General features: G+C 44.9%; 11 protein-coding genes. 2 read left to right on the forward strand and 9 right to left on the reverse strand.

From position 1 onward, the window contains the following. Position 1: 1 nt before the first annotated feature. Entirely contained in the window at positions 2-712 is a 711-nt protein-coding gene (locus ABQ275_RS13690) for an NEW3 domain-containing protein (protein ID WP_349313701.1), read from the reverse strand. Positions 713-1,020: 308 nt separating this feature from the next. Continuing rightward, entirely contained in the window at positions 1,021-1,179 is a 159-nt protein-coding gene (locus ABQ275_RS13695) for a hypothetical protein (RefSeq protein ID WP_349313702.1), read from the reverse strand. A 347-nt stretch (positions 1,180-1,526) separates the two neighbouring features. Here ABQ275_RS13695 and ABQ275_RS13700 point away from each other — a divergent pair, with 347 nt between their 5' ends. Next, positions 1,527-3,947: a TonB-dependent receptor gene (locus ABQ275_RS13700; RefSeq protein WP_349313703.1), complete on the forward strand. Its 2,421-nt coding sequence runs from the start codon at positions 1,527-1,529 to the stop codon at positions 3,945-3,947. Positions 3,948-4,050: 103 nt separating this feature from the next. On the opposite strand, the gene ABQ275_RS13705 is transcribed toward ABQ275_RS13700, so the two are convergent. The 4 genes from ABQ275_RS13705 to ABQ275_RS13720 all read right to left on the reverse strand — a co-directional run bounded on the left by ABQ275_RS13705 (position 4,051) and on the right by ABQ275_RS13720 (position 9,380). After that, positions 4,051-5,262 carry a porin gene (locus tag ABQ275_RS13705; RefSeq protein ID WP_349313704.1) on the reverse strand — a complete coding sequence of 404 codons (1,212 nt, stop codon included), beginning with the start codon at positions 5,260-5,262 and terminating at the stop codon, positions 4,051-4,053. Between the two features lie 31 nt (positions 5,263-5,293). After that, positions 5,294-6,337, reverse strand: a complete 1,044-nt coding sequence (locus ABQ275_RS13710) for an HAD family hydrolase (protein WP_349313705.1) — start codon at positions 6,335-6,337, stop codon at positions 5,294-5,296. Positions 6,338-6,442: 105 nt separating this feature from the next. Beyond that, on the reverse strand, positions 6,443-7,957 hold the full coding sequence (locus tag ABQ275_RS13715; protein ID WP_349313706.1) for an arylsulfatase: 1,515 nt from the start codon (positions 7,955-7,957) through the stop codon (positions 6,443-6,445). A gap of 640 nt (positions 7,958-8,597) precedes the next feature. Beyond that, positions 8,598-9,380 carry a hypothetical protein gene (locus ABQ275_RS13720; RefSeq protein WP_349313707.1) on the reverse strand — a complete coding sequence of 261 codons (783 nt, stop codon included), beginning with the start codon at positions 9,378-9,380 and terminating at the stop codon, positions 8,598-8,600. Positions 9,381-9,841: 461 nt separating this feature from the next. Here ABQ275_RS13720 and ABQ275_RS13725 point away from each other — a divergent pair, with 461 nt between their 5' ends. Next, a complete protein-coding gene (locus ABQ275_RS13725; protein ID WP_349313708.1) occupies positions 9,842-10,480 on the forward strand; it encodes a response regulator transcription factor in 639 nt (212 codons plus the stop codon). Between the two features lie 60 nt (positions 10,481-10,540). On the opposite strand, the gene ABQ275_RS13730 is transcribed toward ABQ275_RS13725, so the two are convergent. Genes ABQ275_RS13730 through ABQ275_RS13740 form a run of 3 tightly spaced genes read right to left on the reverse strand, consistent with a single transcriptional unit; the run spans position 10,541 to position 22,829 of the window. After that, a complete protein-coding gene (locus ABQ275_RS13730) occupies positions 10,541-12,508 on the reverse strand; it encodes an OmpA family protein (protein WP_349313709.1) in 1,968 nt (655 codons plus the stop codon). A gap of 24 nt (positions 12,509-12,532) precedes the next feature. After that, complete coding sequence (locus ABQ275_RS13735; protein WP_349313710.1) at positions 12,533-13,543, reverse strand: type IX secretion system membrane protein PorP/SprF; 1,011 nt, start codon at positions 13,541-13,543, stop codon at positions 12,533-12,535. Positions 13,544-13,553: 10 nt separating this feature from the next. Beyond that, entirely contained in the window at positions 13,554-22,829 is a 9,276-nt protein-coding gene (locus ABQ275_RS13740) for an Ig-like domain-containing protein (RefSeq protein WP_349313711.1), read from the reverse strand. Between the last annotated feature and the right edge of the window lie 4 nt (positions 22,830-22,833).

Consider the following 22,833-nt stretch of genomic DNA (forward strand, 5'->3'; position numbering starts at 1 on the left):
TTTATCTTCTTCCATATTTACGAATCAGGTAATATACTATTCCCAGAGAAAGGAAGATAACCAGTATACCGATCCACCCGGAAAGTAGAGAGGTTTTTACAGTCATACGGAATGCAGCATTGCTATTGACATTATTGTTCTTTACTGTAAAGTTGGTAACATAATCACCGGCAATGGTTTTATCCGGAACATTCAATGTTGCAATAACATCCTGCGTTTGACCGGCATCAATCCTTTCAATTTTTGATGGCGTGAACGTTGCATTCCATTTTACGGGCGTTTGTGCTGACAACTCCAATCCTTCAAGCGGTAGCGTGCCGGTATTCCTGATGGTCAACTCAATCTGCTTGCTTTTGCCTTCTGTGATATCATTACTCAGTCGCCCCGAAGGCGTGGTCAGCTCAATACCATAGTTGCCTTTTACCACTGCTTCCAGTTCAACGCGAAGTGTATCAGCATCGGTGACAGCGATAACCGGTATGTTGTATTTACCCGGTTTTACCAAAGGGGCGGCAGTGATCTCAATGGAAATTTCCTGCGTTTTGCCCGAATCCAGTCTCAGTCCTGCCACCTGGCTACCTTCTGTGCGAAGAACAGTATTCCAGCCCTCAGGAGTAAGCGTTTCCAATTTATATATCTGCGTATGGCCGCTCCCGTTATGCAGAGAAGCATTATACCGGAAGGGGTCTTTCGTTGTTGATTCAATATTCATCAACCGGACTGTAAAAGCAGATTCCACCTTGCTTTTGCTCTTCTGAGCATGGGCGGGTATTGCCAAAGCAAGAATAAAAAAAGGAAGACAAAAAAGCGAAATTAAATAAATCCGTAGATCGTAAAATTGTGCAGACATAGCAAAAAGGATAATAATTAAACTGGCTATAGTTTAAGAAAATAATAAATAAAGGACCGTCTCAATAATTTTGAAACAGCCTCATTAATTCAGCAAATAATTTAAGGGTGAAAAGAGTAACTCATTTCACGCGGTGCCGGCGAACAGCCGAGATTTCTTTAACAACAGGATCAGGGAGCTAAAGGATTGCCGGAATAGCTGGTGTCCTGTGGAGATTTTTCTTTGGCGGTATCGGAGATAATGATGCCACCGGTTGTTCTTTCATCTGTGGAAACGGGTTTTACAAGTACCCTGTCAAGTAGTGTTTTGGTTTTTAAAGTGGTCGTCATGCTAAATGAAATTGAATCGGTTCAAAACAAAATCAAGTAGAAAATAGGTCATCCTTCAGGTAGCTGTTTGATGAAAAATATCCGTTTCCATGTGCATGCCAATCCATATTTCTATATCTAAGCAACACATTTTGACATTTTTCTTTGAAAAATGACAGCCTATACTTTCTTCAAAATCGGAACTTCGACAATCGTAATGGTCGAAAGTTAAAATTTCAATTGTTATAATAATGTTAAAACCATATTATCTATGTACTGCACGCTCTCTAAAATTTTCCCGATCGTGTAAACTTTTCCTTTTTCGTCATCGGAACTTTGTAGAAGTTTTAATCAACCAGTCAATGTAAATGTCCAGATTTTTATTTTTCTTATCTACCCTCCTCTGTTCTGTAACAGTATACGCCCAGAACGGTATCATCAATGGCAGTGTAACAACTAAAGATGGTCATCCGGCCATTAATGTTACCATCAGCGTAGAACGCACCAAGCTTGGTAGTATCAGCAATGAAAACGGAGAATATTCCATCAAAAATATCAAACCCGGCAACTGGACACTGCGCATTACGTCCGTTGGCTCCGTTACCCAGCTAAAAGAAGTAACGGTAGCCTCCGGACAAACGCAGCAAGTGAACTTTACCCTCAACGAAAGCGCCGCCCAGCTGAGCGAAGTAACCGTTTCCTCCCGCAACATGAACCGGGAAAGCAAAACAGTAGCCAAAATGCCACTCAAAAACCTGGAGAATCCCCAGGTTTATAATGCTGTTTCCGCTGAAATCATGAAGCAACAAGGCATTACCTCCTACGACGATGTGATGCGCAACGTTCCTGGTATTGTGCAAACCTGGCAGTCCACCGGCAGAGCCGGCGACGGCGCCTCCTACTTCGCACTCCGCGGTTTCGATGCACAACCGTCTCTCATCAACGGGCTCCCTGGCCTCACCAGCGGCAACCTCGACCCCGCCGATGTAGAAGAAGTGCAGGTAATGAAAGGACCTTCCGGTACCCTCTTCGGCGCCAGCTTCTATAGTTATGGCGGTATCATCAACACCATTACTAAAAAACCTTTCTACGGCTTCGGTGGAGAAGTTGGATACAGCATCGGCAGCTTCGGGCTCAACCGCGTTACTGCTGATGTAAATACCCTCCTCAGCAAAAAACAAAAAATCGCGATGCGGGTAAATGCGACCTATACTTCCGAAAACTCTTTTCAGAACGCAGGCTTCCGGAAAGACTTCTTCATCGCCCCCTCCTTCTCCTACGAAGTAAATAACCGCCTCTCCTTTCATGTGATGGCCGAAATACTCCAGGAAGAAAGGGCCGTACCACCGGTATTCTTCCACTCTGACCGCGTTAGTCCGCTCGACTTCAAAAACATCGATGAGCTTAACCTCAACGTGAAAGAATCATTCACCAGCAACGAACTGACCATTAAGAATCCCCGGATAAACTTCCAGGCACAAATGCTGTACAAGCTCTCCGGCAATTGGACCTCTCAGACTGTTTTCTCCGGTGGCAGGGTAAAATCCGACGGCGTCTATACCTATATCTGGGATCAGGACCCGGGAGATAAATGGTTTGGCCAGGATTTCCACATCGAAAATCAAACGACCAAAACGTTCGATATACAACAAAACTTCAATGGCGATTTCAAAATCGGTAGCCTGCGCAACCGCCTGCTGATCGGGCTCGACTACTTCCACCGCAACGTGGTGGATAACGGTGGCGGCTGGGCAACCGGCAGGAACGTAAGTCCGCAGGGTGACGTTACCGACTATACGGACCCTTCTAACGGAGAAGTACACACGGCGGTACCGCTGACAAAAGATGCGGTATATGCGCTCCTCGCCGGCACCGGTAGTACCAACTCCAATGTTACCAATGGCTTCTACAGCGCCTATGTATCCGATGTACTGAATATTACACCTGCTTTCATCGCCATGGTAAGTCTCAGAGCCGATTACTTCCATTCAAAAGGTGATAAAAATGCGACGGATGACGATGGCTACAACCAATTTGCTTTATCGCCTAAGTTTGGATTGGTTTACCAGATTGTACCTGATAAAGTATCCGTTTTCGGTAGCTATATGAACGCATTCCTGAACGTATCCCCCTCTTCTGTTTACGATACTGATGGAAATTATCAGCGTACGCAATCGTTCAAACCGGAACATGCCAACCAGGTGGAATTTGGTATCAAAACAGACATCTTTGCAGATAAATTATACGCTACGTTATCTGTCTATGATATTAAAGTGGATAACAAAGTAATCCCCGACAGTAAAAACCCGATGAACTCTACCCAGGGTGGTAAATTCGGTAGCAGTGGATTTGAGATAGACCTGAACGCTCACCCAACACAAGCCCTGAACATCATTGCGGGCTACAGCTACAACCATACAAAAGTGCTGGAAGGTAATAAGGATGACTTCTACAGTGAACCAGGCAGAGCGCCGGGTGGACAAGGCCCACAAAACCTCGCCAACATCTGGGCTACCTACAAGTTTGTCAGCGGAACACTGAAAAACTTCGGTATCGGCGCAGGTGGAAACTATGCCAGCAGGTATAAAGTCATTGACAACAGTGTAACAGGTGTTTTCTACCTACCAAGCTATGCACTGATGAATGCCGGTGTATTCTACAATGCCAGAAAATTCAGGGTATCCTTCAACGTGAATAACATCACCAACGAAGTTTATTACACCGGCTACTGGTCTGTAAACCCACAGAAGCCAAGCAACTTTGTGGGAAGTGTTGCGTTTAAATTCTAGTACGAACAGATACAGACAAATAAAAAGGAAGAGGATGTCTCAAAAGGACATCCTCTTTTTGTCTAAAAAAAAGAAATTAGTTTACATAACGATTGAGGTGATTCTACAATGATATATCCCATTGTAATCTAAACCGCCATTGATCGGTGGGTACATCACTTATTTTATCATAATTGAAATAACTTACCTCCGCTGTTACTTTATTCTTATGCCCATTAAAAAACCAGTTGGTAGCTACAGAAGTTTCTCTCTTCTTCGTTTGATCCGCTTCCCTGTTAGGCATATAACCGGCATTGCGGGCCGCTATTTCCAATGGTTCCGGCCACCAGTTAACCAACTGGTGAAAGAAATAACCGGCCTCCACATAATATCCATGAAGATTATCGGTTTTATCATTGTCAAATCTATCGATGATTTGTTTCCAGTGAAATTCTGACTGCCAGCTAAAACCCTTGTACTTAAAAGCCGTTTCAATGTTAGCCTGATTTACGCTGTATTGCCCTGGAAGTCCATTCTCATATCCTTCAAGAGCCCCTCCGCCTGCCTGGGAAAAACGTGTATATGGGCTTCTGTTTGTGACACCGGATACTGCTATTTCCGCAGCAGGATGCAGATGAATTTCCAGGTCACTACCTTCAAAATCCAAATACGGTCCTAAAAAATTCCATTGTACCCTTCCGAAATACATCAGATGGCTGTCATCGTTTTCCCTGCTACCCCGGCCTGTTCCGGTAGCGACAGCCACCCAGTAGTTAAAATCTACCAGCCCCTTACCTTTAATATGGCCATAAATTTCCGCACCCTGCTGCCTGTCAATCGTGAAGGCCCGGTTTATGACTGAACGATCTACCATTTGTTGCTCACCGCTACTTATCCTTCTTTCCCTGGTGTATTCAACTTTCCATTGACCAACCATGAATTTCATCCACTCCCATTTATCTATCGTAATAGTATAATTAAGAAGATTTGATTGACTCAGTTCATACTCCCAGTAATATTTTAGCCAGGGTTTAAATGCATGTCCTCCCACTTTTAAGCGCGCCCGGTTTATACTGAATGAAGCATTCTTTTTACTATCAAAATCATCAAATGTAACGGGGTCCTGGTCTTCCGGCGTGGCAAATCTAAATTGAAGCCGGCTTTGTATTTGCAGCAGGAACTTATTATCCCTGGTCCTAAACTCAAACCCTTTATTACCATATTTTACCGGGGTATATGCAGCAGTATCCATATCGTTCTCCTGTCCGAAACCATCCAGGCTCAGGAAAAATAATATCATCACAATAAAAAAACTATTACCGGTGAAGAAATACATACGCGTCTCTTTTGATCCGGAAAAAAATCATCTATTCGCTCTTTCTTCCAGGAAAAATAGTCTTCCAGTCAATTTTCATATCTGCAACCAGCCATTTATTTTGCATAGCCTCATCCAATCCCTTATCCAATTTACCAATGGAAGATTGACGATCATATGCCCATTCCCTGTCTGCATCGGTATGATGCACATACAGTTCAAGATTGCTGTATTTGTTTGATGCAGTCCACTGCAGCATTTGCAGATCCCCATCAGAATTTCCGCACGCAAAAACAGGCTTACGTCCGATGAATTTCTGGATACCTACAGGTTTTCCTTCATGATCGTCTATAAAATCTAATTCCGGCAGCTTAACAATAACAGGGTTTCCATCAGTATCATCAAATTTTGCTTTGATGCTACTTCCAATAATCTGATCTTTAGGTATACCATAAACTTTTTCGGCCCATACCCGCATAAAATCCACACCTCCACCGGATACAATAAACGTTTTAAACTGGTGACCCTGCAGGAACTTTAACAGTTCCAGCATTGGCTGGTAAACCATCGCGGTATAATGTATTTTTTTTACCGGGTGCAAAGCGGTATCAATCCATTGCCCCACAGATGAATCAAATTCATTGGTATTCATACCCGCATGGGTTACAGCTACGATTTGAAGAATACCCTTTTCTCCCTGCTTCATAACTCCTGCCATATCATTGTTTAATACGGATTTAAAAGGTTCCTGGGTCTTCCATTCAGGGTGACCCGATGACATAGATTTTACTTTATCCAACGCATAAAAAAACTGGAAATATACAGGCTGTTCAGCCCATAGGGTACCATCATTATCAAAGGTGGCAATCCGGTCTGCTATGGGAATAAAATCAGCACCATCCGCATTAGTGACATTATTTACATAATCAATAATAGCTTTCTTAACGTCCCCGTCGTTCCATGACGGCAACGGATCTTTAGCATACAGTGTATCTCTTTTTTCGTCACCATTCCTGTTGGTATTTTCAGTTTTGCTCGTGCATGCAACCAGCACGGACATGGAAACTACGATCATTGTAAATGAAATTATTTTCATACACCCTGATTGATATTAAAAAATAATAAAGTTGAGAAGCCTTACAAGGACAATAAAACCCTGGCGCATCCTGCAGATTCGTATAATGCGCCAGGGGGGAAATTATTATTGCTTATTCAATTCAGCAGGTAATTTTATACCCTTGTTTTCCATCAGTTTCTTAGCCTCCTGGATTGTACGGAATTTATTGATTTCCATGGGACCTGAATAAACTTCACTCTGAAGAGGTCTTGGAGGATACTTGATGTAAGAGTCCATTAGTTCCTGCATTGCTTTATTAAAGATGGGCAATGTCCAGGTTTTTTCGGTAAAGCTATTCATGAAGAGATCATACCTTTCCTGTGGATCTGCCCAGAGGTCATAAACAGCGGGAACCGTAGCCACATAACTTTCCGCACCTCTCCATCCCAGTTGCTGACCAGGCATATCGCTACCAGCAAGCGCACCGTTATCTCCGCGTGTATTAAACACGGCCTTCCAGCGTCCTACCCTTGCTGCACCAGGAGTTAATTCTGATTCAGTAAAATAAAACCACCTATCGCGCAATGGTTTCCCTTCGTCAAAAAGAACATTGGACATATCATAGCTGTCAAAAATAATGGGCTTACCATCCCTGTCATTTTTGGGCAGGTTTATACCAGCCAGGCTGGCAAAGGTTGCCATCAGGTCAAGCCCTCCGACAATATCATGATTATCGCTTCCTGCCTTAATCTGACCCGGCCACCAGGCAATGGCAGGAACGCGGCTGCCTCCTTCCCTGTCAGTGCCTTTCGAGCCTCTGAACGGGGTATAACCAGCATCAGGGTGTACATCCTGCCATGCGCCGTTGTCAACAGTATAGACAACAAAAGTATTTTCACTTATTCCCAGTTTGCGGACTTCATCCATAATGCGACCCACATTATAATCCATTTCTACTACGCAATCAGCATACTTGCTTTTAGCAGATGATTTGCCTGCAAACTGTTTTGATGGTACATTAGGCTGATGGTTTTTAGCAAAATTGATACACATAAAAAACGGACCTGATCCTTTTGCATATTCATCTAACTGCTTAAGTACATTTTCAGTCATTTGCATATCCAGCTCACCAATATTTTCTTCTGTTACCTTTGTAACCTCCCTCGTCTTGCCTCCGGCTTCACCTTCAAGCACACCGGTTGTTACTTTCTTAAAGAAAGCCAGCATCTCCCCGGACATCTCCGGATTCCAGGATGGGAAAGCATAAGTATATGCATTCAGGTGATACAATACCACGTTTTGCATTTTATCAAATCCCTGTGCAATCGGCATTGCATAATCGGCCTCACCCAAATGCCATTTGCCACTGAAATAAGTTTTATAATCCGCCTGTTTGAGTACTGATGCAAGCGTCCATTCAGCAGCCGGCAAACCTCCTCCCTGACCTTGAAATGCCACAGTGGTCATACCACTGCGGTTAGGTATCCGGCCCGTTAACATAGCTGCTCTTCCAGGTGTACAGCTTGGCTGGCCATAGAAATTCCAGAACTGCATTCCTTCTTTTGCCAACCTGTCCAGGTTAGGTGTTGGCATACCGCGACCTACACCACCACCATAGACGCCAAGATCACCCCAACCGGTATCGTCTGAGATGATCATTATAATATTTGGTTTTTTAGGGTGATCTTTTTTTTGTCCAAATACACAACTAATACTGATGGTATTTGTGATTAAAAGAACCCATAACATTAGTCTCCTCATCATAACTTTTATTTTATATTAACAATAGGATATACATTTTTCCTTAGCTGAGGGAAATATGACGGAGATAGATTTGCATCCGGGAATCGTTTCAGCAAACAATAGTCATACTGAACAGGAATGTCTTTTTTTACATTAAAGGAGGAAATAAAGCTTCTTACCAAAAACTGTGTTTGGATATCCATGATAGTATTATTTGATTTTGCTCAAATAGTTTACCCGGCGATTGATAAGAATGCTAAAAGTTGAGTATGCTTAAGCCTGTTAGATGGGTGCTAACGATTGTATATGCTTAAGAATGGAGTAACGACGAGAGAGAGGCAGGTAAAATCCTCTTTATTGAAACATTCATACCTTCCTTTTTGTTTAAAAATTAATTTAATTGTGCTTTGATTTCCCGGTGATCAAATTTATCCGGACTCCCGGAAATATAAATGCTACCCTTATAATAAAGAGTAGCATTTACATGTTATAGGATCAATCCAAATGCGTCTGACTTTTCAGGAACGTTTCACAGCTTTCTCAAAGTTAACTTTGTTTAGTCGTTCAAGGCTAACCGGACAGCTTGCTCTACAGGAGTATAGCCAATATCGGAATCCGTAATAATTAATTCCTTTCGTAGTAACAAAGGAGGTTGCGCCATAAACTTAGGTGTATTGCCGCTGTGTGCCTGGGCTGCATGCACCAAAAAAGGGTGACACAGATAAACAGTTCCTGCTTTACCAATTGCCAACACTTCTTCACGTTTTGGCAATTCATCCAACCTGCCTGCAAGATCCATAAAGGAAAGGCCCTTATCACCTTCCCGATATAAAAGTTTTGCTACATCGATGTGCGACTTCCTGTAGATGACCGTCGGGGCATCTGTTTCAGCCACACCGGAATATAAAATCAACATTAATAAAGCACGTCCTTTGGACTTTATATTAACACGCCATTCAAAATAATTGGAAGGGTCATCGCCAGGAAAACTTGCATCCACGTGCTTACCAGTGTCGTTCGGTTGCTTGTTTGAGGGAAATCTGACTGGAAATGTTCCTACACTACGACACGGCATCCATTTATCTGCACCAATCAATTGATTAAAAGCTGCATGCAACCCCGGTGTGTTAACCGAATCAATAAAAGGCTGCTGCGCGTACATGCCCAGGCGGATTACTGGCTCAGTCCAGGTATTGGGGTTCGTGCGTTCAAAAGGAATATCCTTCCATAAAATATCCAAAGCGGCGGCAGCAACATCTGAAGAAAATGCATTGTCAATCCTAACAAATCCGTCGGTAATAAACTGTTCGATTTCTTGTTTGCTTAATATATCTGGCATAAAATTTACTTTTATGATTACATCCATAGCACAACAATCCTGTTGTAAAAGGATAAATGAAATAACGAGTGGTGAAGTATACGATGAAATTATTCGCACCATGGAGAACATGGTGCATTGCTTAAGTGTTAAGCCAAGGGAAGATTTTATAACATTACGGTCATTCTCATATCCCGAAAATAGAAAAAATTTAACAAGCAACCAAGTTTCGCTAAACTATATGCTCAAAATCCAGGGCATCCCCTGCTTTCAACTATATTCCTAATACATGCTGGAACAAGTTTTGTCCCGTAAGACTTTCTCATCTCGATTCTATAGATATCCAGGGAAATATGGATACCCGATATCGAAAATGAAGGAGATGATGACATTTGAAGAATTACCGCTTAATTATTATATATTATAATTAGCGGCGTATGTGTATTTTTATGTGATAAGCATATGATAATTACCCTATACAGATGAAGAAAATACTGATAGCCAATGAACATTTTGTGATAAGGACCGGACTGGCTCAAATCATATCCGCACTTCCAATAAACACCATCACTGAAGAGGCAGTCACGCTGGATGAAGTGATCATTAAACTACAAAAGCAGCATTATGATCTACTGATATTGGACACAGACCTGCCAGGCGGTACTCATCTCAATACGGTCGCAGCAACAAAGCTCCGGCAGCCAACCCTCAGCGTGTTGATCTTCTCCGATTTATCCGAACAATTGTACGCCCTTAACTACCTGCAAGTCGGCGCAGATGGTTATCTCGATAAAAAGGCGAAAGAGGAAGATATACAGCTGGCGCTTATCAGTACGCTCGAAGGGAAAAAATACATAAGTCATGTCATGAAAGGCGAAATGCAAAAGAAACTCGTAGAGCTAACGGCTGAAAGTACAAACAAAGTTAACAGTTTTTCACCCCGGGAAAAAGAAGTGATGCAGCTGATCTGCAAAGGGTTGCCGGTAAATGAGATTGCCGCCACACTACTGATACATGCCACCACAGTAAGTACTTATAAAGCACGCATCTTTGAAAAAATGCAGGTTACCAATATCATTGATCTCGTAAAGAAAATGGAACTTTTCAACCTGAAAAATTAGGCCGGTCAGTTTACATGTCTTTACTGCCGGCCTTTTATCTACCCCTATGAATGCTACATATTATCGTTGAAGTATGCGTACTTCCGTTCTCCTGTTCTGCTGGTGTTCCTCCTCTGTACAATCCAATCCATCAGCACAGCGGTTCAGCAGGCGGCTTTCCCCATAACCTATTGCTATGATCCGTTCTTCGCTAATGCCCTTGCTGATAAGATAAGCTGCTGCCGAAGCGGCTCTGCGGTTGGACAATATCAAATTGTACTCCGTGCTGGCCCTGCTGTCTGTATGAGCAGCGAGTTCTACACGCATCCCCGGATAACGCTCCATTGTAGCTGCCAGGGAATCCAGTGCCATCACAGCATCGGGACGGATATGATAATCGTCACGATCATAATAAATATTTTGCAAAACAAAAGTATTGCCCACAACAGGTGGCGCTTTCGGTAGCTTTAACTCCAGGCGTAATGTATCTTTACCCTTTGCGGTAAACCTTACTGGCACTGCAAATGCGTGATCCTTTCCCGTAGCAAATATCACGAACCGGTGTTCATCTGTGAGTACCCACCGTAGTTTTCCTTCATGATTTGCCAGGAGTGTCCACATTTCATTCCGGTCCTCATCCTTCAGGCTTACAACGGCATCTTTTACAGGTAAACCGGTTTCACTATCATAAACAAATGCTTCCAGTATTTTTGGCTCAGCAACAGATACAAGCGCCGCCGGCTGCGATAAGGATTCAAAAGCATAAAGGTCATCATCCCCCCGGCCGCCCTCCCGGTTGGAGGCGAATATGCCATGACCGTTTGGCTGTTTTACCAGGCAAAAATCGTCGCCTTCAGAATTAAAACCATTGCGCAGGTTTAGGGGTATGGACCAGGTAGTGGCATAGCCCTGAGCAGAAAAAATGTCAAATCCACCCATACCCGCATGTCCTTTACTGGAAAAGTATAAACGTCCTTCCTCGTTAATAGTGGGAAAAGCTTCTTCCTCTTCTGTATTGATGACGGGACCACAATTCCGGGGGTTGCTCCAACTGCCGTCAGCCTGCTTTTCACAGTACCAGATATCTGTTTTTCCGAAACCACCGGGCATATCACTGGTAAAATAGAGGATATGATTATCGGCCGTTAATGCAGCGTGTCCCAGGGAATAAGCAGCAGGATTATTATAAGCAAATGGTTCAGGCGTCTGCCACTCCCCTTCCTTTTTTATGCTGTAATGCAGTTCCAGGCGCCGGGTATAATATGATTTCCGCCCATGATAGGTGCCTTTGTCCACATTCGTCAGCGTGAGATAGGCAGTATCACCTCCTGCCGAAAAAATCACCGGTCCGATATGGTAACGGTAACTATTCATCTTTGCATCGAAGCCACGGATAATTATCCCGTTGGGATTATTGCCTACGGAATCCACCCGGTATAATTTCGAGTAGTCATTTCCAGTTCTTCCTACCTCCTTCTTTGAAGCAGCAATCATCGTATAGCGTAAACTGTCTGACGTAAAAACCAACTGCTTTCCAAGGTACCAGGTAGCGCCCCATTCAGAAGCGCCGGTATTTAATTCACTCAGATTTCTTGTACTAAACTCCGGGCGTATTGCTTTCCAGTGTATTGCAGAATCACAACCCGCCATCTGTTTTGATGCATCGCTGCCGCCCTGCTGCATGTAGCGGGCATATATTTCTTTTGCCCTGGCGTAGTCGCCTGTACTCTTTAATGCATCCGCATAGTAAAGCAGGTCTTCTGATTGTACACTGTCCAGGGTTATTATTTTGCTGTAACAGGTGGCTGCCTTCAAATAATTATTCGTATTACGGTAACAATCCGCCAGCTTACGGAATATTGCAATGTTGGTGTTTTTCTTTGAAGCTGCTTCCTCGTAAAATACTGCCGCCTGTTTGTATTCATAGCGCAGGTAATGTGCATCCGCCAGTGCTAAAGCCGATTTTTGCTCCTGCGCAAATACCATCGTAAAAACGCCCATTAAACCACCTGTCAGCAATGCCTTATTAAAATGCCTTTTTATGATCATTTATTATTGGTTTAATCGGTGAGATTAAAAATACCTGGGACTAAGCACCCTATCCTGGCGCTTTTTACTAAGAAGTAACAGTCCAATGGATATTTCATGCGAACCAGATTGGTAGCTGGATAGTCCACTTGTTGTGAAGTCATAGGAATAGCCTATTCTTAACCGATCATTTGCAAAAAACTCTACAATAATGCTGGCTGCGTTGGACTTCATCAGTCCGTCCTGAAGACTATGTTTCTTCCAGATATCCGCAGAAGAGCGGTAAGAACCTCCAAGCCAGAGCTTTTCATTCAGCAATAAAAAAGCATTCAGATCGAAACTTGTTGGTCCTTTAAAATCTTCCTTCACCATAATGGAAGGTTTTAATTTTAATTGGTCAGATAAGTCAATCAGAAAGCCGGAAGTGAAATAATAATGTTTCGTTCTTTTGATAACCAGGTACTCGCGGTCACCGCCGGTAATTGCAATCTTTCCTGATAATTCCTGCGAAAACAACTGTAAAACGGAAGCTCCTGCATAAAAAGTCGATGTATTGTAGTAGACTCCAAAGCTGGCATCCGGCTTGAGTGCATTGATTTTACCCGCTGGTGCAGAAGGGTCGTTCACATCTGTGAACTGCAATACGTTGCCTTTTACGCTATACTGCGCCAGGCTTAATCCCATACCGATACTTAGTCTTGAACTCCCGGACTCGTTTAACGGAATGCGGTAGGCGTAAGATCCTCCTAAAGAAAGATATTCCTGTGGTCCCAGTTTATCCCATTGGGCCTGAATCCCCAGTCCTACCCGCTCATCCTGGATCCAGTTGGGAAGCCCATCTAATGATACAACGCCCGTTTGCGGAGCTCCCGGAAAATCCACCCACTGCTTGCGGTAAGTGGTATTCAGGTAAGCATCACCTCTATACCCGGCATAGGCGGGATTTACGGCTAATCCATTAAATGCATACTGACTAAACTGTACTTCCTGCTGGGCACTTACTGAAAGACAGACAACAGTAGAGAATAGCATCAGAAAAAATATTTTTACACGCATCGCTTTTGTTTTATTTCAGTAACTGGATCCAACCTTTATATGCTTTGGCGCCTTCTGGTATTTTTAGTTTCAATACATAGTAGTAAGTACCACCACCCAAGCCGTTACCATCCCAATTGTTATTATAGTTGCCGGAATAATACACTTCATTACCCCAGCGATTAAATATGGATAGCGAGCTACCGGGATATTTGTAGAGATCCGGTATTACAAAACGGTCATTTATACCATCATTATTAGGTGTAATGGCATTTGGTATAAAGAATCCATCCTCAGTAACCGTAATTCTTACGATAGCTTCATTTGAAATATTACCTGCAAGGTCTTTCACCTGATAAGCAAATACATCTACCCCTTTGAATCCAGCATCTGGCATATATATTATCTTACCATCCGCATCTATTCTTAAGGTGCCTCTGGCTGGCCGGGTTGTAATTATTATGTCGGCAAAGCCGGTCAATCCCGTATCATTATCCAGTACACTCACCACGACTTCCCTTCCTGGCAAGGTTTGCGCTGTATCATTCACAGCGCCCGGCAATGGCTTTACTGTAACGGTAACAGTGGCCGGATTTGACACGTCATTGCGAGTATTACGGATGGTATAACTGAAGATATCTGTGCCGATGAAAGCAGTGACAGGCGAATAGGTTACGGTGCCGTTAGCATTTATACTAATTGTGCCTTTAGATGGCTGACTCACGATGATGACAGAGGAGAGGTCAAGCAAACCGCCGGTTTGAACATCGTTGGCAATGAGATTAATCAGCACCGGAATATTTACAAATGTCGTTGCCACATCATTATTAGCCACCGGAGGTTGTTGGTTATTACATTTATTAACGGTAATGTTTATCACCTTGCTGCTGCTACATCCACTCATGTTCGTTACGGTGTAAGTGATTGTTGCATTACCAGCTGTTACACCTGTTACAACTCCAGCAGCATCTACGCTGGCCACAGCCGCATCACTGCTGCTCCATACACCGCCCGTAGTAGTGGAACTCAATGTTGTGGTTCCGTCTACGCAAACAGTACCTGTACCTGTAATGGCTGCCACAACTGGCAGACCGTTTACGGTGATAGTCATGATCTGAGAAGCCTTACAGCCATTCACATTCGTTACCGTATAAGTTATTGTTGCGCTACCTGCTGTTACACCAGTCACAATACCGGAGGCATCTACGCTAGCCACAGCGGCATCACTGCTGCTCCATACACCACCGGTAGTAGTGGAACTCAATGTTGTGGTTCCATCTATACAAACAGTACCTGTACCTGTGATGGCAGCTACAACTGGCAGACCGCTTACAGTGACATTCATGATCTGAGAAGCCTTACAACCGCTCGCATTGGTTACCGTATAAGTTATTGTTGCACTACCAGCTGTTACTCCTGTTACAATACCGGAGGCATCTACGCTGGCAACAGCTGCATCGCTGCTACTCCATACACCACCGGTAGTAGTAGAACTTAATGTAGTGGTTCCATCTATACAAACAGTACCTGTACCTGTAATGGCTGCCACAACGGGCAGACTACTTACAGTGACATTCATGATCTGAGAAGCCTTACAGCCACTCACATTCGTTACCGTATAAGTGATTGTTGCGCTACCAGCTGTTACTCCTGTTACAATACCGGAGGCATCTACGCTGGCCACAGCCCCATCGCTGCTGCTCCATACACCACCGGTAGTAGTGGAACTTAATGTAGTGGTTCCATCTATACAAACAGTACCTGTACCTGTGATGGCAGCCACAACTGGCAGACCATTTACGGTGACATTCATAACCTGCAAAGCCTTACAACCACTCACATTGGTTACGGTATAAGTGATTGTTGCACTACCCACTGTCACACCTGTTACAACACCGGAGGCATCTACGCTGGCAATAGCCGCATCGCTGCTGCTCCATACACCACCGGTAGTAGTGGAACTTAATGTTGTAGTTTCATCGATACAAACATCACCTGTACCAGTAATGGCAGCTACAACTGGCAGACCGCTTACGGTGACATTCATGATCTGAGAAGTCTTACAGCCACTCACATTCGTTACGGTATAAGTTATTGTTGCGCTACCTGCTGTTACTCCTGTTACAATACCGGAGGCATCTACGCTGGCCACAGCCCCATCGCTGCTGCTCCATACACCACCGGTAGTAGTGGAACTTAATGTAGTGGTTCCATCTATACAAACAGTACCTGTACCTGTGATGGCAGCCACAACTGGCAGACCATTTACGGTGACATTCATAACCTGCAAAGCCTTACAACCACTCACATTGGTTACGGTATAAGTGATTGTTGCACTACCCACTGTCACACCTGTTACAACACCGGAGGCATCTACGCTGGCAATAGCCGCATCGCTGCTGCTCCATACACCACCGGTAGTAGTGGAACTTAATGTTGTAGTTTCATCGATACAAACATCACCTGTACCAGTAATGGCAGCTACAACTGGCAGACCGCTTACGGTGACATTCATGATCTGAGAAGTCTTACAGCCACTCACATTCGTTACGGTATAAGTTATTGTTGCGCTACCTGCTGTTACTCCTGTTACAATACCGGAGGCATCTACGCTGGCAACAGCGGCATCGCTGCTACTCCATACACCACCGGTAGTAGTGGAACTTAATGTTGTAGTTTCATCTATACAAACATCACCTGTGCCTGTAATGGCTGCCACAACGGGCAGACTACTTACAGTGACATTCATGATCTGAGAAGCCTTACAGCCACTCACATTCGTTACCGTATAAGTGATTGTTGCGCTACCTGCTGTTACTCCTGTTACAATACCGGAGGCATCTACGCTGGCAACAGCGGCATCGCTGCTACTCCATACACCACCGGTAGTAGTGGAACTTAATGTTGTAGTTTCATCTATACAAACATCACCTGTGCCTGTAATGGCAGCTACAACTGGCAGGCCATTTATAGTGATAGTCATGATCTGAGAAGCCTTACAACCGCTCGCATTCGTTACCGTATAAGTTATTGTTGCGCTACCTGCTGTTACACCTGTTACAATACCGGAGGCATCTACGCTGGCAACAGCGGCATCGCTGCTACTCCATACACCACCGGTAGTAGTGGAACTTAATGTTGTAGTTTCATCTATACAAACATCACCTGTGCCTGTAATGGCAGCTACAACTGGCAGGCCATTTACAGTGACATTCATGATCTGAGAAGCCTTACAACCGCTCGCATTCGTTACGGTATAAGTGATTATTGCGCTACCAGCTGTTATACCTGTCACAACACCAGAGGCATCTACACTGGCCACAGCAGCATCACTGCTGCTCCATACACCACCGGTAGTAGTGGAACTTAATGTTGTGGTTCCATCTATACAAACATCACCTGTACCTGTGATAGCTGCCACAACTGGCAGACCGTTTACGGTGACAGTCATGACCTGCGAAGCCTTACAACCGCTCGCATTCGTTACCGTATAAGTTATTGTTGCGCTACCAGCTGTTACACCTGTTACAACACCGGAGGCATCTACGCTGGCAATAGCCGCATCGCTGCTACTCCATACACCACCCGTAGTAGTGGAACTTAATGTTGTAGTTTCATCTATACAAACATCACCTGTACCAGTAATGGCAGCCACAACGGGCAGGCCATTTACAGTGATATTCATGATCTGAGAAGCCTCACAGCCACTCACATTCGTTACCGTATAAGTTATTGTTGCGCTACCTGCTGTTACACCTGTTACAACACCAGCAACATCTACGCTAGCCACAGCCGCATCGCTGCTACTCCAAACACCACCGGTAGTAGTGGAACTTAATGTTGTAGTTTCATCTATACAAACATCACCTGTACCAGTAATGGCAGCCACAACGGGCAGACCGTTTACAGTGACATTCATGATCTGCGAAGCCTTACAACCGCTCACATTCGTTACCGTATAAGTGATTGTTGCGCTACCCGCTGTTACTCCTGTTACAACACCGGAGGCATCTACGCTGGCAATAGCGGCATTGCTGCTACTCCAAACACCGCCCGTAGTAGTAGAACTTAATGTAGTGGTTCCATCTATACAAACAGTACCTGTTCCTGTAATGGCTGCCACAACTGGCAGACCGTTTACGGTGACATTCATGACCTGCGAAGCCTTACAGCCACTCACATTGGTTACGGTATAAGTTATTGTTGCGCTACCTGCTGTTACTCCTGTTACAATACCAGCAGCATCTACGCTGGCAACAGCCGCATCGCTGCTGCTCCATATACCACCCGTAGTAGTGGAACTTAATGTTGTAGTTTCATCTATACAAACAGTACCTGTACCGGTAATGGCAGCTACAACGGGCAGACTACTTACCGTAACAGTGACGGTCTGACTATTGGAGCATCCTCCTCCATTCGTAATGGTGTAGGTTATCGTAGCAGTACCGGTGGTTACACCAGTCACAACACCAGCAGCATCTATGCTCGCCACAGCCGCATCGCTGCTACTCCATACACCGCCGGTAGTAGTGGAACTTAATGTAGTGGTTCCATCTACGCAAACAGTACCTGTACCTGTAATGGCAGCCACAACTGGCAGACCATTTACAGTGACATTCATGACCTGCGAAGCCTTACAGCCACTCACATTCGTTACGGTATAAGTTATTGTTGCGCTACCGGTTGTTACACCTGTCACAACACCGGAGGCATCTACGCTGGCAACAGCCGCATCGCTGCTACTCCATACACCACCGGTAGTAGTGGAACTCAATGTTGTGGTTCCGTCTACGCAAACAGTACCTGTACCGGTAATGGCTGCCACAACGGGCAGACCGTTTACGGTGACATTCATGACCTGCGAAGCCTCACAACCGCTCGCATTGGTTACCGTATAAGTTATTGTTGCGCTACCTGCTGTTACACCAGTTACAACACCGGAGGCATCTACGCTAGCCACAGCTGCATTGCTGCTACTCCATACACCACCGGTAGTAGTGGAACTTAATGTTGTAGTTTCATCGATACAAACAGTACCTGTACCAGTAATGGCAGCCACAACGGGCAGACCGTTTACAGTGACATTCATGATCTGCGAAGCCTTACAACCGCTCACATTCGTTACGGTATAAGTTATTGTTGCGCTACCCGCTGTTACACCAGTCACAATACCGGAGGCATCTACGCTAGCCACAGCCGCATCGCTGCTGCTCCATACACCACCGGTAGTAGTGGAACTTAATGTTGTGGTTCCATCTATACAAACATCACCTGTACCGGTAATGGCTGCCACAACGGGCAGACTACTTACCGTAACAGTGACGGTCTGACTATTGGAGCATCCTCCTCCATTCGTAATGGTGTAGGTTATCGTAGCAGTACCGATGGTTACACCTGTCACAACACCAGCAGCATCTATGCTCGCCACAGCCGCATCGCTGCTACTCCATACACCGCCGGTAGTAGTAGAACTCAATGTTGTATTGAAGCCAAGACACACTGCCGTAGTTCCTGTGATAGGACTCACCGGCACTACTGTCTGTTTTATATTAATAGTATCGCTAACAGAACAGCCATCAGGGAAGCTGACCCTCACATAATATTTACCCGGACCGTTTGCTATCAGCTTGTCCTTAGTACTGTTGTCATTCCAGAGATATTGGGAAGAAGGTGATCCAAAAAAGCCCTGGGTATTCAATTCGTAAGGGAAAGCAGTGGAACATATTTCAACATCATCTCCTAGTCCCTGAATGGGTGAGGAGCCATTATATGGCACAACTGTCCAGCCAATATTACCTCCCTGATCAGTACTATGTTGTTTGATAGAGAATGACGCACCACCGGTACCTGTTATCCTCTGGAGGCGTATGTAGTCAAACTCTACTGAGCCAGCCGGTTTAGTAATTGTGGCATTCGTAGCATTACTGCTTTTGATTTCGGTAAGACGGCAAGGAGTACCACTACCGAACCATTCATGCCGGATGGTGGTGTTACTACCGCCGGCAAATGTATAAATGTCGCCTGGAAAAAAGATCAATGTATCAATCGTATTACCTGTACCATAAATACCTCCACTACCCTTATACTCCACGTAGCCAATGGTATTATTGGTGCCGTTTATACCAGCTGCCGAGGTGGTCGCGGGGTCTGTAAAAACAAGTGATTTAACGGTTGTATTGGAGATGGTAGCGTTGGCCGCAACCATTCCCGGCACAGTGATGATATTATAGGTAAACCCATTTAAGGTAACGGCACCGGTAATATTCGAATTAGCCGCGTTCAGTGTCCGTTTGGTGGTGGTACCATAGTAGCGGATATCCCCTTTGATGGTACTGCCACTAATATCAAGGGCAATCTGGTTATCGCGGCCAGCATTATCTATACTAGCAATATTCAGCACCTTGCCGGAGGCGGTGAAGTTACCATCTACCAGGAAAAAACGGGTAAGTGTATTGGTATAATCATTCGCGAGTGTAAGGCCACTTCCCGGTTTGTTAATCTCTAAGTCAAAACTACCTTTACACTGTCCCGTCATCACCGTTTGCTCCGTTCCCTTTAGCAACAATGTAGATATATTCAGTGTAGACGCCGGGTTCAGCACAATACTGTTTCCCCAGCATTCCATGGTCCAGGCATTATTTTTTGTAAAGACCGGATCATTGGCCGCACCCGCCCAGCTCACATTATGAAAGTAGGCATTACCGTTATTAATGGTCACCGTTTTAGATGCAGCGGTAAAGCCGCTGTTCGCATCAAAATACACATCATCTGTTACAGTAGGTACACAAGCGCCGCCAACACCATTACTGGTGGTACTCCAGTGACTCGCATCATTCCAGTCGCCACTGCCGTTAATCCAATAACGTGCACTCCCTGTTGACGAGCCGATAGTCCACCCACTGTTTCCTCCCGCATCTGCTCCGCTAAATGCAATAGGAAGTGTTAAGGTGCCTCCACCACCTGTAGCGGCGATATTTACCAAATAAACATTGGCTATATCCACTTTCGCATTCGGACCGAAATTAACTGTACTGATGGCGGTTGTTCCGCTTCTGACTTCTCCTAATCCACTGCAGGAGGGATGGGTAGCTTTGTAATACTTATTAATGGTGGTTGTATTGCCGGTGCCCACGTTGTAAAAGAAGAAATTACGGTTCTCGGCAGTAACCAGTGAATCCATCATGTTACCAGTACCCAGGATCATTCCCTGCCCTTTAAATTCCAACTTCCGTATGATATTCCCGGTATTTATCCTGGCGGCACTTGTAAGCCCGTTGTTGGTAAACGTAAGCTGGCCGAAAGTAGTTGTTGAGACGTCCATATTACCGGCCACCGTCGCGTCACAATCCACCACATTATAGGTAGCGGCGCGTGTAGCTAACAGTAAACGCGCCAACAAGTATGAATTGGTAGCATTGAGCGTAAAGAGGCTACCGGTGTAATTCCAGTTGCTTACCGAGATACGCGCATTACTGATGTCGATTGATCTTGCCAGAGAGCCGGTACTGGTTATTGCATATATGTTCACCGTACGCCCGCTTAAATTCAACGCACCTCTCGCAACTACGAACCCGGAACCGGCGTTAGTCCAGTTATCCAGCAGTGTGAGACCGGCTCCCGGACTGCCTGCATCTTTCCAGACGGTATACTGGCTTACCCCCAGCGTACTGCCGTTTGTCGTAAGCATTGCAGCGGAAGTGCCACGCATGTCCACAAAGGCATTCATCGTTACCGTGGGTTCCAGCACCACAGAGCCATAGATCTGCATTACAAATGCAATGCTTTCATTAAATGTGGGACTACCGGTGACGCCGCTGGCCCAGGTCATGTTATTACAATAGGTATTGGCACTGGTAGTAACCGTATTACTGCCTGTCACAAAACCACTGTTAATGTCAAACACCACATTATCCCTGATAAAAGGGATACAAGCGCCTCCCGGCCCCCCGCTACTGGTACTCCAGTGAGAATTGTCGTTCCAGTCTCCCGCTCCATTCACCCAATACAGGGTAGTGCCTGCGACAGATGGCGAGTTGATAATAAACCCGCTATTCCCTTCACCGTCAATACCATTTAAAGTGATGGGCGCAATGCTGCCGGTGGCCGTCACATTCGTCAACAATACATTATCGATGCTGGCTGTTGCCCCCACTCCAAATGCCAATGTGCCGGTTGAAGTTCCTGTAAGCTCCGTAAAGCCATTGCAAGGGGCCCCACCCGCCCTGAAATGTTTATTGATGGTAGTTGTACCTGCAATAGAGATATTACGGTTAGGCGTGGTCAGCAATGTGTCAAAGGTGTTGCCTCCACTGGCAATACCCAAAGGCCCATTGAGCACTGTCACATATTTAAGATAATTACCGCTTCCTCCTATGGTCGCTGCCCCCTGGCAGCTTATATAATTCACATTATTACTATTGGCCCTTACTGCTCCTGATCCCTTAAATATCAATGTATCAATGGTGTTCCCCGAATTTATACCCACTTCTGAGACGGTCGACGTATTTGTAAAAGTCAGTTTTTTGAAGGTGGTATTAACAATCGTAACATGGGTGAACAGGTTGGCACCTGATTCAACAATATTATATAGTCCGGCGTCGGAATAAAACCTGCCGGTTTTAATCACACTACCTGCTGCATTCAATGTTTTATTTGCACCTTGACAATTATAGCCAAGGTAGATATTCATTTCTGTGTTACTTATATCTATACTTCGTGCAAGTGCACTGCTGGTGGCAAATGTGTAGGCAGATATTTTTCTCCCGGGTGCGTTAAATGTACCGGCAGTCAAAGTGATGGTATTTCCTCCCGAAGCAGGCGCATTATAAATCAGGTCATCTGCCAATGTGAAACTGCCTCCCGGTTTATTGATATCAAAACCTATCGACCCCAGTACAGGGCCATTGGTGGTTAGTGTAGCAGCAGATCCGGTTGTAAACGTAACCATGATTCCTTCACAAGTTACGCTGGGGGCAAGAGAAAGACTTTCGGTAATTGTCAGCGTGGAGCCGCCCTGACGGATGAACAGGGGATTCTTTGGTACATCTGTGGTCCAGATCATATTGGCACAAAACGCATTTGCATCCAGCTTTACCGAGTCGTTATCACCAAAACCACTATCAGGCCCGAAAATAACATTATTCGCAGCAGAGGGTATGATTCCGGGAATACTCCCATTGAAACTGCCTATCCGCCAATGATTCACATCACTCCAGCGTCCTCCGCCACCAACCCAATAATAATCGTCGGCCGCTTTCAACGAAAAGAAAGACAATAACAAGCATACAAGGGTAGTAAATCTCTTCATAGCA

Origin of the sequence: Chitinophaga sp. MM2321, from assembly GCF_964033635.1 — a bacterium.
Taxonomy (GTDB): domain Bacteria; phylum Bacteroidota; class Bacteroidia; order Chitinophagales; family Chitinophagaceae; genus Chitinophaga.

Coding starts and splice junctions, on each gene's coding strand:
- ABQ275_RS13690 (WP_349313701.1), bottom strand. CDS start 712: ATGAATATTGAATCAACAACGAAAGACCCCTTCCGGTATAATGCTTCT.
- ABQ275_RS13695 (WP_349313702.1), bottom strand. CDS start 1,179: ATGACGACCACTTTAAAAACCAAAACACTACTTGACAGGGTACTTGTA.
- ABQ275_RS13700 (WP_349313703.1), top strand. CDS start 1,527: ATGTCCAGATTTTTATTTTTCTTATCTACCCTCCTCTGTTCTGTAACA.
- ABQ275_RS13705 (WP_349313704.1), bottom strand. CDS start 5,262: ATGTATTTCTTCACCGGTAATAGTTTTTTTATTGTGATGATATTATTT.
- ABQ275_RS13710 (WP_349313705.1), bottom strand. CDS start 6,337: ATGAAAATAATTTCATTTACAATGATCGTAGTTTCCATGTCCGTGCTG.
- ABQ275_RS13715 (WP_349313706.1), bottom strand. CDS start 7,957: ATGATCATCTCAGACGATACCGGTTGGGGTGATCTTGGCGTCTATGGT.
- ABQ275_RS13720 (WP_349313707.1), bottom strand. CDS start 9,380: ATGCCAGATATATTAAGCAAACAAGAAATCGAACAGTTTATTACCGAC.
- ABQ275_RS13725 (WP_349313708.1), top strand. CDS start 9,842: ATGAAGAAAATACTGATAGCCAATGAACATTTTGTGATAAGGACCGGA.
- ABQ275_RS13730 (WP_349313709.1), bottom strand. CDS start 12,508: ATGATCATAAAAAGGCATTTTAATAAGGCATTGCTGACAGGTGGTTTA.
- ABQ275_RS13735 (WP_349313710.1), bottom strand. CDS start 13,543: ATGCGTGTAAAAATATTTTTTCTGATGCTATTCTCTACTGTTGTCTGT.
- ABQ275_RS13740 (WP_349313711.1), bottom strand. CDS start 22,829: ATGAAGAGATTTACTACCCTTGTATGCTTGTTATTGTCTTTCTTTTCG.